The organism is Rahnella sp. P4_A8 (assembly GCF_056402435.1).
The window spans coordinates 66813-80625 of the sequence record NZ_JBFUHK010000009.1 but is presented as its reverse complement, the minus strand read 5'-3'; the positions used below and the strand labels follow the sequence as shown (position 1 = coordinate 80625).

Here is a 13813-nt window from a genome sequence, read left to right as displayed (position 1 = left end):
TTCGCCGTCCGCTGAGGCTGGCGACAAGGAGCAGCAGGTGAGTAAATTACGGGTTGGTATTATTTTCGGTGGTAAATCGGCAGAGCATGAAGTGTCACTGCAGTCGGCAAAAAACATTGTGGATGCGATTGATAAACAACGCTTTGATGTGACATTGCTGGGCATTGATAAGAAAGGGGAATGGCATATTAATGATGCCAGTAACTACCTGATCAATGCTGAAAATCCGTCGCTGATTGCCCTGAACCGCTCGAATAACCAGGTTGCACTGATCCCCGGTCAGACTGAGAATCAGTTAATTGAGACTCACAGCGCCAGCGCGTTGTCGCAAGTGGATGTGATCTTCCCGATAGTGCACGGAACGCTGGGGGAAGACGGTTCCTTGCAGGGGCTGCTGCGCATGGCAAATATTGCCTTCGTGGGGTCCGGCGTGCTGGGTTCCGCCGTGAGCATGGATAAAGATGTCACCAAGCGTTTGCTGCGCGATGCCGGTCTGGCTGTTGCCCCGTTTGTGTGCCTGACACGTGCGAACCGTCAGAAAAATACCTTTGCCAGTGTTTCGCAACAACTCGGTCTGCCGCTTTTTATCAAACCTGCGAATCAGGGCTCATCGGTGGGCGTCAGTAAAGTCAGTGATGAAGATGGCTATCAGCGTGCGCTGGATAAAGCCTTCAGCTTCGACCACAAAGTGCTGGTGGAATCGGCCATTAAAGGTCGTGAAATTGAATGCGCTGTGTTGGGTAACGATCACCCGCAGGCCAGTGTGTGTGGCGAAGTGATCCTGCACGACGAGTTTTATTCCTACGATACCAAATACATCAACGAATCCGGTGCTTCCATTGCGGTTCCGGCTGATTTACCCCGTGAGACCCACGACCGTATCCGCGCCATTGCCTTGCAGGCATTTCAGGTGCTGGAATGTCGCGGCATGGCGCGTGTGGACGTTTTCCTGACAGAACAGGGCGATGTCGTCATCAATGAAATCAATACATTGCCGGGCTTCACCAACATCAGTATGTATCCGAAACTCTGGGCAGCCAGCGGGTTAAGTTACAGTGAGCTGATCACCCGCCTGATTGAGCTGGCGCTCGAGCAACATCAGCAGGATAACCAACTGAAGAGTTCTGCCAACTGATTATTCAAATTTTGCATTGAGATGAAAAGGCAGGGAGAAATCCCTGCCTTTGTCGTTTTCTTTGCTGATTATTCAACCACCAGCTTTACCTGTTTTCCGGCCAGACTCAGCATCAGAATCAGGGCATCGAGCGTAAATTTATCCGTCTTTTTGTTCACTACGTCAGAAACGCGCGGGCGGGAAACTTGCAAAATTTTTGCAGCATCGCTCTGAAGTAAATTCTGATGGGCGATCCAGAGGCCAATTTCAGTCATCAGTTGTTCTTTGAGCGCCAGAGTATGGGCAATTTTACGCTGTGAATCGGCATGTAAAGCCTGTGCTTCGACAGCGCTGAATCCCAAATCGGCGAAAACATTTCCGCCTGCTGGTGTGATATGTCGTGATGCGACATCAATAACATCCTTTTTCATTTTCTCTCCTGTGGCGCTCCCGGACAATTTGGGCATAGCGGCTTTTTATAATGGAAATATCTTTCGGGCTGGTTTGCTGCTTCTTTTTCGCAAAGCAGTGCAGGATGTAAATGGCCTCGTCGAATTTAGCGAGATAGATAACCCGAAAAGTACCGGCAAACACATCAAGTTTGATTTCAACCACGCCAGCTCCCCAGTCGCTGACTGACTTCCATTGTGTTGGGGGAAGCCCATGCTGAATTTGTTCAAGTTCATAGCCTGCTCTTTTTCTGGCGTCTGTGGGGAAATCACGTAAATCCTTCAACGAACTTCCACGCCAGTCGATATCTTTAATCACCATCACTTTCCTTGTGTATAAAATTTTATACCTAAATATGCCTCACGCCAACGTCTTTATACGACAGCCAACGTCTGACGAGATAAGTAAGGAGAATTCTTGCGAGATATGCCGAAGAAAAGCACTCCCATGGGGTTAAAAGGCAGAGAGAAATCCCTGCCTTTGTCGTTTTCTGATTACGCTCTGTAGTGCCAGAGTAAGATAACAACCCCGGTCAGGCTGGCGATTGACACACTATAAAGCGCGCCGGTTGCCCCGATGCTATCAGCCAGTAAACCGGCGGCGCCGGTGGCAAAAGCGCTCACCATAACTTGTCCGCGCCAGGCCAGAGCGCTGGCTGTGGTGACCTGCCTGCCCGCAAAATTTTGCAGCACGCCGAAAGTCCCTAATGTAAACACCACATTCGAGGCCAGATGAGCACCGAAAATCAGCATCAGACTGGCCACCGGCCAGGTGGAGAGGGGAGAAAGCAGAAAATATCCGCCCAGAAACAACATCAGGCATAGCAATAACCGTCCGTTGCTGGCGCTGTAACGGCGGAGTTTGTCGGCATTGAGCAATAACGGCCCGCAAAGTTGTCCCAGGCTACGGGAGAACAACAAAGGGAGCGCCAGACCTGTGGCTTCTTCAGGGCGGATTTGTTGCGCCAGTGCGGGCAATAATGCCATCGCGGGTGAACCGACGGCGGCGAGCGCCGGTAGCAGCAAGACGCTTCGTTTCTGTAGCGGTGAGTAATTTTTCCAGCGCAGTGACGCGGGTACGGCGGAATCAGCGGGCGTTGTGTCGGCGCATCTGGCCTGAAATATTTTCCGGGTGATCAGAAGCAAAATGGCAGATGCGGCAAAACTCAGGGCATCAAGCAGCAGAATGCTGAGTGGCGAAACAACATTGAACAACAAAACCCCTGCGCCGGTGCCGAGCATGACCTGCGCCGCGAAGATCAGCGTTTCCATTGCCGTCGCTGCCGGTAACTCATCAACACTCAGCCCGCGTTTGAATAACAACGTGAGCGCCGGATAACTCATCCCGCTGAGCAACGCCTCGGCAGACTGAACAGCCAGCAACGCGGAAATATTGTGTGACAGCAAGCCGTACAGCGGAAATATCAATGCCACCATGCCGAGAATTTCGGTCAGGATCAAAATCTGCAGCGGCGACATTTTTCTGCACAAGCGTTCGCCCCACAGACTTCCGATAAAGCCGGGCAATGTTGCCAGCATATAAGCGAAAGTCAGCGTAGCAGGGGAGGCGTTCCAGCGCAGCAGTTGACCAAAAACCACCACCTGTGTCAGGCCATTACCCAGAGATGATAAAATAAAGGCAAAGCCCAGCAGCCGCAGCCAGCGATGGCTGCGCAGTGCGCGTATGAGCGCAATTAATAACGAATTCATGAAAGAGATTCTCATCAGAAATAACAGAAACCCCGAATTGCCCGCAGGCAACAGGGAGAAGAAAAACTGTCAGTGATGAGAGTTCGTTACATTGGGAAAGAGGGCCTTAAGGAAATAGAAGAGAAAAATGTAGCACAAGGTCAGGCGGGCAGGGAGCATTCAGAGAAATTTTTCATAAAACACAGACACGAAAAAGGCGGCAAATGCCGCCTCTTCTGCTTACTGCTTTTTTACTGCTTACTTCAGCTTATTTATACAGTTCAGCTGTGCCATACAGATGGTTATCACCTGAAGCACCGATGATACGGTAAGAGCTTGCACCGGCTTCGCTGGCTTTAGCATTCAGTTTGTCCTGCAGGCTGCTCAGGCTGTTACCTGATGTTGCGCTGACCACACCAATTGCCTGCTGACCTGCCGGTGCGGACTGAACTTCAGTCGCTGCCAGAGTCGAGAATGAAGCGGTAGCCAGTGCGATTGCAGCAAGAGTCATTGTTACGTTTTTCATGTTATTTTCCTCATTTCGTATTTTTGAGCTTTGCCAGGCGTTGTCATCAACGTTCATTTAATGTGCAAAGCTGTCTTCTGTCCGATACAACATCTAGCTTATTAATCGTTAACTAAATGCTGTTGTACCCTTAAATTGCTTATTCTTGTGCTTATTTATACAGCTCAGCAGTACCGTACAGATGGTTTTCACCTGAAGCGCCGATGATACGGTATGAGCTTGCACCCGCTTCGTTGGCTTTTGCATTCAGTTTGTTCTGCAGGCTTGATAAATCATTGCTTGAAGAAGCACTTACCACACCAATTGCTTGTTGACCTTCTGGTGCAGACTGAACTTCAGTCGCTGCCAGGGTAGAGAATGAGGCGGTAGCAAGCGCAATTGCAGCTAAAGTCATAGTGATATTTTTCATGATGGTCTTCCTTTTTATCTGTTTATCAGCAGGTGATTATTAGGTCCGACTGTTATTTCTTAACAGTTGATAAGTAAATGTTAGACCTGGATCACATTCTGTGCAACTCATTTATTTATTAATCGTTAACTTATTGTGCGGAACAATCTGCTAACGAAATCTTCAGGCCTTATTTATACAGCTCAGCAGTACCGTACAGATGGTTTTCACCAGAAGCACCGATGATGCGGTATGAGCTTGCACCGGCTTCAGTGGCTTTCGCGTTCAGTTTTGACTGCAGTGTGCTCAGGTCACCGTTTGAAGAGGCGCTGACAGTACCGATAGTTTGTTCACCCGCAGGTACAGACTGAACCTCAGTCGCCGCCAGGGTAGAGAAAGAAGCGGTAGCAAGTGTGAGTGCTGCGATTGTCATTGCGATAGTTTTCATGATGTTAATTCCTGTTCGTCAATTTTTTATTCGGGGTGCCTTATTCAGGAACCTCAGTTTCGGGTCAACGTTAGTTATTAGTTAACGTTCGATAAGTAAATGATAGGGAGTGTTGAGAGTTTGTGCAAGATGTTTTTTTAATGAACGTTAACTAATCGTGCTGTGATGAATGTCACGCTAAACGCGGTTTTTGTTTTCATTTTGTTAAATGAATGTTTTTAAAATGATTCGCGATAAGAATTGAAAATCCTTTATGCATAATTTTGCTGAATGAATCTTTAATGATCGCTAAGTTAATGGTTGGTTCTGGCCAGCGAGGGTGATAAAACATGGGGCGGCCAGGAAAAAGATAAGGCGACATAAGCCGCCTTATCGTGATTCCTGCCCTGACGGTCTGTCATCAGGCTCCGTGGTCATTAGTAATAAACAGAAGCGGGCTGATGACCAGAGGTTGAAGGCGCAGGTGGTTGAGTGGGAGAAGTAGGAATACGGCCCTGTTCGATTTTTTTGTTCGTACAGGTGGCCGGGTTACAGAAGTTACTGTCACCGGTCACATTGACCATCCGCACTTCCTGACTCTGCAAAGGCATCATGATAACCTGCTGTGCGGCAACATTGGCAACCGGTACAGCGGTTAATGCCAGAACTGCAAGAAGGATTTTAAAGTTACTCATGATGTTACGTCCTGAATGTGTTGTCTGCAAAAGGCTTATAAAAGCGTTTTAGTTGTGCAGCTTTGCGGGTTTGAGTGATTTTCTTATCGCTCGATAATTAAATGATAAACTCCGCTGGACTTGTGCGCAACTATTTTTAATAATGATCGTTAAGTTATTTCTATAACTATTTTAATAACCATAATCACAATGGTGATGGAAGGAGGGTGTATGAGCACTGAACAGACGGCTTTGGTCCGGAAAAGTCGCGGTCGCCCAAAACAGTTCGATCGTGGAACTGCTCTGAGCAAGGCCTTGAATTTATTCTGGCGCCATGGTTACGAGGCCACTTCATTAGCCGATTTGGTCGAAGCAACCGGTGCAAAAGCGCCAACTTTGTATGCCGAATTTGGTAACAAAGAAGGGCTTTTCCGCGCAGCCGTTGAACATTATCTGAAAAACTTTTACGAAAAGAGCTCATGTTTACTGAGCAGAACAGATTTGTCCGTTGAGGATACGGTTGGGCGCTATCTGCGTGCCATCGTTGAGCTGTTTACCGACTGCGACACGCCAAGTGGCTGCTTTATGATCAGCGCATCATCCGGGATGTCTTCATCTTCTGCGGATATTGCCGAAATGCTGCGTGCGCGCCACCTTTCGCAGGAACGCACTCTGTTTGAATATTTCGAGAAGAAAAAACAGAGCGGTGATTTGACTGCGGTAACTGACAGCGCGCTGCTGGCGAAATACCTGGCCTGCACCATTCAGGGCTTCTCCGTACAGGCCCGTGACGGCGCAAGTTCTGATGAACTCAACCGGCTGATTGACGTGGTCATGAATCTGTGGCCGGAGCTGACCAAAGCCACGGTTGTCAGCAAAGCCGCACATTAATCACTGAGTTAAGATAATTGTTAAGAAAGAGAATAGAACGTCAGGTGCTGAGTCTTTCGGGCCTGGCGTTAGGCGGTATAGACTTTGAGAATCCGCCGGGTGACCCGGGACTGTTTGGTCCGCAAAGCATCACCTGGCGAATTCACGGAGACTTCTCATCCATGCTTTGTGGCGGTGTCAGTGCCTTATTGCTGCAAATGCTTCATCCGCTGGCGCTTGCCGGTGTCTGGGATCATTCCTCATTTCGTGAAGATATGCTCGGGCGACTTCGTCGCACCAGTCAGTTCATTTCCGGGACGACTTTTGCGCCTGTTAATGACGCCAACGCGTTAATCGAAAAAGTAAAATCCATTCATTTGCGGGTGACCGGTACCGATGCTTACGGCACGCCTTATGCGGCCAGCGATCCGGATTTACTGGTCTGGGTGCACGTAGCTGAAGCGTACAGCTTCCTGCAATCGCATCTGCGTTATCGCAATCCTGCGCTCAGCCTGAGCGATCAGAACCGCTATTATCAGGAGTTTTCCCGTGTGGCGAAAAGCCTGGGGGCGGCAAATGTGCCGGAGAGTGTCGATGCGGTAGAGGCCTATCTGCAGGCGATGCGCCCGCAGTTGCGCTGCGATGAACGGACGCTTGAAGTGGTAAGATTATTGCAGAATGCACCTGCGCCGAGCCGTCTGGCCAGGCCGGTGGGCAGCCTGATGATTCAGGCTGGCATTGAGTTATTGCCTGAGTGGGCAGCCATGCAACTGGGGATTTCCCTTTCCCCGCAAAAGCGCCGGAGGATTCGTTTCGCCACCCGTTGCATTGCAGGGGTATTGCGCTGGGCGGTGAGAAACGGCTCATGGCACCGGGCCATGCGCCGTATGGGGCGTCTGCACTGACCGTTAAAGATGCGGATAAACGCCCGGACCGATGGGCAGACCCAGCAGATACCAGCCCACCAGCATCAGCAGCCACACCACGAAAAACACAATCGGATACGGCAGCACCAGCGAATAATAGGTGCCGAGTTTCGCTTCTTTGTTGTAGCGCTGCAGGAACCCGAGGAACAGCGGCACAAACGGCGACATCGGCGCGAGCGGGATCACCGAAGAATCCGCGACGCGGAACACGATTTGCGCGAACGCCGGATGGAAACCGAGCAGCATAAACATCGGCACAAATATCGGTGCCAGAATCGACCAGATTGCCGAGCCGCTGGCGATAAACATACACAGCAATGCCGACAGGAAAATCAGGCCGAGAAACGCCGGGATGCCGGTCATGCCTAAGTTTTCCAGCACATCCGTCAGCCCGATCGCCATGAATTTCCCCATATTACTCCAGTTGAAAAACGCCACAAACTGGGAGAGCGGGAACACCATCACAATAAAACCCGCCATGGATTTCATCGGATCCACCAGCAAATCCGGCACGTCACTGGCGCTGCGGATCTGCTTCGTCACCATGCCGTAAGGCACTGAAATCACGAAAAAGAACAGAATAATCAGCGGTACGATGCCCTGAATAAATGGCGAAGGGATGATGCCGCCGGTTTTCGGATTGCGCAGCGGCGCGGCTTCCGGCACCACCAGCAACGCCACCAGGGCGATAAACACCAGCGCCGCAATGCCGCTCGCCATCAGGCCGCGGTTCTGTTCCGGCGTCAGCTTTTTCATCTCTTCGTTACGCTCGCCGTGATACACCGGCAGGCGCGGTTCAACGAATTTATCGGTCAGAATGGCACCCACGATGGTCAGCAAAATCACCGAGGCTGCCATAAAGTACCAGTTGTCGATCACACTGACCTGAACCGCCGGATTAATCGCCTTTGCCGCCTCGGTACTCAGACCGGATAACAACACATCGGTGGTCACAATCAGCAGGTTAGCCGTGAAACCGCAGCCAACACCGGCGATAGCCGCCAGTAAACCAGCCACGGGATGACGTCCGACTGCGAGGAAAATCAGTGCGCCCAGCGGCGGCATCACCACCAGTGCGGCATCCGACGAAATGTGGCTGAAGAAGGCGATAAAAATCACCATATAGCTGGCGTAACGGGCGTTTACTTTGGACGCCATTTTGTACATCAGGCTTTGCAGCAGCCCGACGCGCTCCGCCAGTCCGGCACCAATCACCAGCGCCAGAATCGAGCCGAGCGGGGTAAATCCGCTGAAATTTTTAATGACGTTCGGCAAAATCCACTGAATACCTTCCACGCTCAGCAGGTTTTTTACATGGATTACCTCACCGTTGGTTGGGTTTACTGCCGTAATATTCAGCCATGAAATCACCGCACTGGCGACCATCAGCACGGCGATCAGGTAAACAAATAACAAAAACGGGTTGGGAATTTTATTCCCCACACGTTCAACCCACTGAAGAAATCCCCCCGGACTCTGGCCGGAATCTTGCGCCTGAATACTCATCTGTTAACCCTCTGTCGTGTTTGTCTTTTTTTATATTTATGCCGCTCATCCGTGCCGGAACGGGACGCGAATGAGCGGTTTACATCATTAACTGACACCCGTGATTTATTTCAATGGCGAAGGTTTTACGCCTGCCGGGATCGGGCACTGATACGGGCGTCGTGCACGTTGTGCATCGCGCTCTTTCTGACAGGCCGTCAGTAAATCCGGCCGGGTGAACAGGTCTATCGCGGTCGATGACATGATTTTCGCTGCCAGACACATGCCTTTATGGGCGATGGAGGTCCGCCCCTGCGACACAATCTGCCAGGTATGCAGCGGCGAACCGACCGCAAAACACGGGCTGAAACACTGCGCCGTCGGCACCAGCCAGCTCACATCACCGACGTCCGTTGAGCCGTAGAGGATATTGCCGTTCGGGGCATACGGAGCAACGGAGTCTGTCAGCGGGGAATGGCGCAAGGTTTCGGCGAATTCCACGCCTTCCGCGCCGCTGGTACGGGAGATATTCAGCAGATTGTTATCGATATCCTGTTCGCTCAGCGTGGCATGAATCGACGCCGCAAACGCCCGCTCTTCGGCGGTGTAATGCGGAGTGCCGAAAGCCTGCACATACTGATACATCGCGCTTTCCAGTGTGCGGTTGGGCACGTAGTTGGAACAGGCCTTGTCAAAGCGCATCGACATCTGTGTGCCGGTCATCAGCGCTGCGCCTTTGGCGATATCCACCACGCGGTCGAAAATCGCCTGCGCCTGATCCATTTGCGGCGCGCGTACCAGATACAGCACTTCGGCGTCTGCCTGCACCACGTTGGGCGAAATCCCGCCCGCGTTGGTGATCGCGTAATGCAGGCGCGCTTCCTGAATGATGTGCTCACGGAGGAAGTTCGCGCCGGTATTCATCAGCGTCAGGGCATCCAGCGCGCTGCGACCCAGATGTGGCGCGGCGGCGGCGTGTGAGGACACGCCTTTAAAGCTGAACGACGCCTGAATATTGGCCAGCGTCTGGTTGCTGAACATGCCGCTGTAGGTTTCCGGATGCCAGGTCAGTGCGGCATCGACGTCATCGAACAATCCTTCGCGGGCCATAAAGGTTTTGCCGGAGCCACCTTCTTCACCCGGGCAGCCGTAAAAACGCACCGTGCCCTGAATGTTTTCACGTTCCATCCAGGCTTTCACTGCCAGCGCGCCGCCGAGTGCCGCCGTTCCCAGCAGATTATGGCCGCAACCGTGGCCGTTGCCGTTTTCCACCAGTGGCTGCGCTACATCGCAACCGGCTTTCTGGCTTAAACCGGCCAGCGCGTCGAATTCGCCGAGCAGGGCGATCACTGGTTTTCCGCTGCCGAAGCTGGCGATAAACGCCGTTTCCATGCCACCCACGCCGCGCTCAACGGCAAATCCGCTGGCGTCGAGTTTGTCGGCCAGTAATGCAGAAGAGAAGGATTCGACAAAGCGGGTTTCAGGATGATCCCAGATGGCATCGCTGATTTCTGCCAGCGCGGGTTGCTGGTTATCGATGAAATCATTGATGAAATTCACGACGTTCTGTTGATGTGGCACGTGCGACGTCATCAGCGTTCCCCTTTGAATTCAGCGATATTCAGCGCCAGTGCCGCCAGGGTTTTAATGCCCTGAGACATCACTTTTTCATCGAAATCAAACAGTTCATTGTGATGACCCGCGCTCAGATCAGTGCCGAAAATGACATAAGAGGCTTCGCCACCGCGGGCTTTTACGCGCTCCATCATATAGGTGGCATCTTCCGAACCCGCTGCGCCTTCCTGACGGTCGATAATCTGCTCAAACTCGCCGAGTTTTTCCGCCTGACGGTGGATGTAATTCACCCAGGCGGGCGTCGGCGTGCTGCTTTGCGCCGCGCCCATCAGTTTGATGTCGAATTTCACCTGATGCATTTCGGCTGCGCCGGAAATCACTTTCAGCGCCTGCTGATAAATAAATTCGTTCACCTCATTGGTGGTGCCACGCGTTTCTACTTTCATCGTGGCGCTGGAAGGCACCACATTGCGCCCGGTACCAGCCTGTAAAACGCCGACATTAATGCGTGAATCACCGCCGCTGTGACGCGGGATCGCATGCAAACCCAGTGTTGCCTGCGCCGCCGCCAGCAGGGCATTGCGGCCATCCTCCGGCTTACCGCCCGCATGTGAGGCCACGCCGGTGAAGTGCACGTCGAGCTTGGTCGTTGCCATAAAAGTATCGTTACCGCACACGATGTGATTAGCCGGTACGCCGGTGCCGATATGCACGGCGGTGAAATATTGCACGTCGTCCACCACGCCCGCTTCAACCATGGATTTCGCGCCGCGCGTGCCTTCCTCGGCAGGCTGGAAAATCAGCTTGATGGTGCCGCAGAGCTGGTCGCGCACCTGCATCAGCACGTCTGCCAGCCCGAGGCCAATGGTGGTGTGACCGTCGTGACCACAGGCATGCATCATGCCGTTATTGGCCGAAGCAAACCCGTCGCGGAACGGGCGATGCTGGTCTTCCAGTACTTCGTTTAAATCCAGCGCGTCCATATCCACCCGAAAACCCATTACCGGGCCGGGGCGACCGGTTTCCAGCGTGGCGACAATCCCGGTGAAACCGCCGGAGAAATGCGGCATCCAGCGGGCAATCGCGCCTTGTTCCAGTGCGCGCTGCTCCTGTTCGGCCAGCACGGCAGCGGAAGGCAGCCCCATACGCGAATCAGCGTCGATGACTTCTTTGCCGAGTTGCAGTGAATAGCCCAGTTTTTCCAGACGATCGGCCACCAGCGTGGAGGTACGAAACTCCAGCCAGCCGGATTCGGCGTATTTATGCAGATCACGACGTTGCTTTTGCAGGGAAGGGAACAGCTTTTCTACACGTTCAGAAATCTCATTAACCATCACGGACTCTCTTTTTACACAGACATGCAGGCTTTCCGCACAGCGGCAGAAAGGAGGAAATCAAAGCTTCGGGAAGTGCAGACCCGCACGCAGAAAGCGGCGAAAGGCGGCCTGATATGATTTTCAATGTACATAAAGCGTTCAGGGCATATAAGATGCCAAAATCTTCTTAGTGATAATCAGGGGTTATCAAAGAATCTCATGCCATCACAAATAAAAATGCATCAGTTGCGGGCGTTTGTTTCGGTCGCACGTCAGGGCAGTATTCGTGCCGCCAGCCGGATGCAGAATCTTTCACAGCCCGCGCTGACCAAATCAATTAAAGAACTGGAAGAAAATCTGGGGGCGAGGTTATTTGTCCGTCGCCGTCAGGGCGTGACGCTAACTGATTGTGGTGACGCGTTTTTTAAGCGCGCAAGCCTGATTCTGGAAGAGCTGCGGGTGGCGCAGGAAGACATCGCTCAGCGCCTCGGCGGGACCAGCGGCAGGGTCAATATCGGCGTCGGTGCCAGTATTGCCCGCACCATCATGCCGGAAGTCATTGACCGTTTTCACCGTGAATTCCCCCATGTGAAGGTGCGGATTGCCGAGGGACAACTGGTATCAATGATCCCGGAGCTGCGTCAGGGCGAGCTGGATTTCACCGTGAATACCTATTATCAGGGACCCTTTGATAACGAACTGTTATATGAAAAGCTTATGGATAAAGAGTATCGCGTGGTGGCAAGGCGTGGTCATCCGATGCAGCATGCCCGTTCGATGCAGGAGCTTTTGCATTGCGACTGGACGATGCCGACGCCACGCGGCAGCTATTACAAACTGCTCAGCGAAGTGTTCAGCGAAATGGATGCCGAGCCGAATATCAGCGTGATTTGCGAAACTTTTATGTCCTGCACCAGCCTGATCGCCAAAACCGATTTTCTCAGCGTGTTGTCCGTCGATGTCATTAACGATCCGGTGATCGGCCAGAGTCTGGTCGCGCTGGATCTTGATCTGCCGCTACCGAAAGCCACGTTCTATCTCATTCAGCGACGTGATACCACGCTGACGCCGATGGCCGCGCATCTGGCGCAGCTGTTTCGGATGTATTGCCGCTGATGTTGATATTTTGACAAAAAAGCACCTGTTTTAATGATTTATCGGGGATTTTTGGGAATATTGCCCGTTATCGGCCTGGCTTATCCGTTCTACACTGACCATCACAGGGAATAATAAGCTTCCTGATATTGTTGAGGTCATATGCGCCAGTCCGACATTGTTGCTGAAGTCAGTAACGACAAACAAACCCTGACCGCGCTGGTCGAGCAGGATAACCGCGTGGTGTATTTTTATATTTTCGCCCGCGAAGATTTGCGCGACCGCTTTCCGAAAATGCGCGCCTGCTGGGTACGTAATCTGGTGCCCGCACCGCTGAACGATGACACAGAGGCAATGGAGCAGGGGATTGCCCCGATGCTGGCGGCGCAATACTGCCGCAATCTGGAGGGCGAAGCGCCGCTGGAGCCTGCACAAATTCAGATCCTCTGGAATGAAAGCGATGACGGCGCGGCGTTGTGGTATCAGGGATTATTGCTGGCGGTGATCCCCGGCTGGAGTTTGTATATCGACCATTCGGTGTGTTATTCCGCCGGCTGCATTAAACAGAATCCGCTGACCTTCCCGCTGGGTTCTGCCTCGACCAACACGCAATGTGAACTGGCAGAAAAGACCCGCCTGTTCTGGCGTGACTGGCAAAATGAATTCAGCAATCCGTGGCCGAAAATCCAGCGCAAGCTGCTGGAATCCTACGAAGATCGCTTTGGCTCATCACTGAAATATTATCTGATCAATCAGGGCAACTGGCCGCCGATGGCGATTACTCAGCATGAAGATGAAGAGAATTATTACTTCTTCACGGTCGGCATGAGTATCCGTCCGATGCCGCAAATTGATATTGTTTTCAACGATGAAGCAGAAAAGCATCGTCGCATCGAACTCGCCTTTTCGGTCGGCAAAGAATATGTGACAGAAGAAAATGCCGTGCAGATGGCCAGCGCGTTATCCGGTTATGCACAGATTCCCTGGACGACTCTCAGCTGGTTGGGTGAAGGCCACACGCTGATGTCGCCGATGGCACCGCTCGGCTTTGAAGGACACGTGATTTCCTCCGCATTATGCGGTCCGGCAGACAAAATGCGTCTGCCAAAAATTTACGGGGATCCGGTGAATCTGTTTTGGGTCAGTCCGGTGTTTACCAGCGAACTGGAGTTTGCGCAGGCCAGACCGAATGGCGGATTTGAACTGGTCGCCGCGATGATCAAGAACGATATCGGGTATGTGTTTGCGCCGAGAAGTGCGGTGGTTTGATGTCACTCTC

General features: G+C 52.3%; 15 protein-coding genes. 5 read left to right on the top strand and 10 right to left on the bottom strand.

The annotated features are described in order from the left end of the window. The first annotated feature begins 37 nt into the window (after window positions 1-37). Complete coding sequence (gene ddlA, locus AC1DUO_RS07400) at window positions 38-1135, top strand: D-alanine--D-alanine ligase (protein ID WP_013576355.1); 1098 nt, start codon at window positions 38-40, stop codon at window positions 1133-1135. A 68-nt stretch (window positions 1136-1203) separates the two neighbouring features. On the opposite strand, the gene AC1DUO_RS07395 is transcribed toward ddlA, so the two are convergent. The 7 genes from AC1DUO_RS07395 to AC1DUO_RS07365 form a co-directional block, all read right to left on the bottom strand. Further along, window positions 1204-1545, bottom strand: coding sequence for a helix-turn-helix domain-containing protein (locus AC1DUO_RS07395; protein WP_013576354.1), 342 nt, complete (start codon window positions 1543-1545; stop codon window positions 1204-1206). Then, window positions 1526-1885 (bottom strand): type II toxin-antitoxin system RelE/ParE family toxin, encoded by a 360-nt coding sequence (locus AC1DUO_RS07390; RefSeq protein ID WP_013576353.1) that lies wholly within the window; start codon window positions 1883-1885, stop codon window positions 1526-1528. Before AC1DUO_RS07390 ends, AC1DUO_RS07395 begins: the two co-directional genes overlap by 20 nt. Window positions 1886-2058: 173 nt before the next feature. Next, complete coding sequence (locus AC1DUO_RS07385; protein ID WP_013576352.1) at window positions 2059-3273, bottom strand: MFS transporter; 1215 nt, start codon at window positions 3271-3273, stop codon at window positions 2059-2061. 247 nt (window positions 3274-3520) lie between these two features. Further along, on the bottom strand, window positions 3521-3778 hold the full coding sequence (gene bhsA / locus AC1DUO_RS07380) for a multiple stress resistance protein BhsA (RefSeq protein ID WP_013576351.1): 258 nt from the start codon (window positions 3776-3778) through the stop codon (window positions 3521-3523). 151 nt (window positions 3779-3929) lie between these two features. Then, complete coding sequence (bhsA, locus tag AC1DUO_RS07375; protein WP_013576350.1) at window positions 3930-4187, bottom strand: multiple stress resistance protein BhsA; 258 nt, start codon at window positions 4185-4187, stop codon at window positions 3930-3932. Between the two features lie 169 nt (window positions 4188-4356). Beyond that, window positions 4357-4614 carry a multiple stress resistance protein BhsA gene (gene bhsA, locus AC1DUO_RS07370; RefSeq protein WP_013576349.1) on the bottom strand — a complete coding sequence of 86 codons (258 nt, stop codon included), beginning with the start codon at window positions 4612-4614 and terminating at the stop codon, window positions 4357-4359. Window positions 4615-5030: 416 nt separating this feature from the next. Then, entirely contained in the window at window positions 5031-5288 is a 258-nt protein-coding gene (locus tag AC1DUO_RS07365) for a hypothetical protein (RefSeq protein WP_013576348.1), read from the bottom strand. 210 nt (window positions 5289-5498) lie between these two features. Here AC1DUO_RS07365 and AC1DUO_RS07360 point away from each other — a divergent pair, with 210 nt between their 5' ends. Together AC1DUO_RS07360 and AC1DUO_RS07355 are read left to right on the top strand one after the other, a co-directional pair. Beyond that, window positions 5499-6158 (top strand): TetR/AcrR family transcriptional regulator, encoded by a 660-nt coding sequence (locus AC1DUO_RS07360; RefSeq protein ID WP_013576347.1) that lies wholly within the window; start codon window positions 5499-5501, stop codon window positions 6156-6158. A 17-nt stretch (window positions 6159-6175) separates the two neighbouring features. Beyond that, window positions 6176-7042 carry an oxygenase MpaB family protein gene (locus AC1DUO_RS07355; protein WP_013576346.1) on the top strand — a complete coding sequence of 289 codons (867 nt, stop codon included), beginning with the start codon at window positions 6176-6178 and terminating at the stop codon, window positions 7040-7042. A 3-nt stretch (window positions 7043-7045) separates the two neighbouring features. On the opposite strand, the gene abgT is transcribed toward AC1DUO_RS07355, so the two are convergent. The 3 genes from abgT to AC1DUO_RS07340 form a co-directional block, all read right to left on the bottom strand. Next, entirely contained in the window at window positions 7046-8569 is a 1524-nt protein-coding gene (gene abgT / locus AC1DUO_RS07350; protein WP_013576345.1) for a p-aminobenzoyl-glutamate transporter, read from the bottom strand. A gap of 105 nt (window positions 8570-8674) precedes the next feature. After that, window positions 8675-10141, bottom strand: a complete 1467-nt coding sequence (locus tag AC1DUO_RS07345; RefSeq protein ID WP_013576344.1) for a M20 family metallopeptidase — start codon at window positions 10139-10141, stop codon at window positions 8675-8677. Then, complete coding sequence (locus tag AC1DUO_RS07340) at window positions 10141-11457, bottom strand: M20 family metallo-hydrolase (RefSeq protein WP_013576343.1); 1317 nt, start codon at window positions 11455-11457, stop codon at window positions 10141-10143. Before AC1DUO_RS07340 ends, AC1DUO_RS07345 begins: the two co-directional genes overlap by 1 nt. Before the next feature lie 201 nt (window positions 11458-11658). Here AC1DUO_RS07340 and AC1DUO_RS07335 point away from each other — a divergent pair, with 201 nt between their 5' ends. Together AC1DUO_RS07335 and AC1DUO_RS07330 are read left to right on the top strand one after the other, a co-directional pair. Continuing rightward, the gene (locus tag AC1DUO_RS07335; protein ID WP_013576342.1) at window positions 11659-12555 is read left to right on the top strand and encodes a LysR family transcriptional regulator; all 897 of its coding nucleotides are present in this window, start codon (window positions 11659-11661) and stop codon (window positions 12553-12555) included. 141 nt (window positions 12556-12696) lie between these two features. Further along, on the top strand, window positions 12697-13803 hold the full coding sequence (locus tag AC1DUO_RS07330; RefSeq protein ID WP_119261835.1) for a suppressor of fused domain protein: 1107 nt from the start codon (window positions 12697-12699) through the stop codon (window positions 13801-13803). Window positions 13804-13813: the final 10 nt, after the last annotated feature.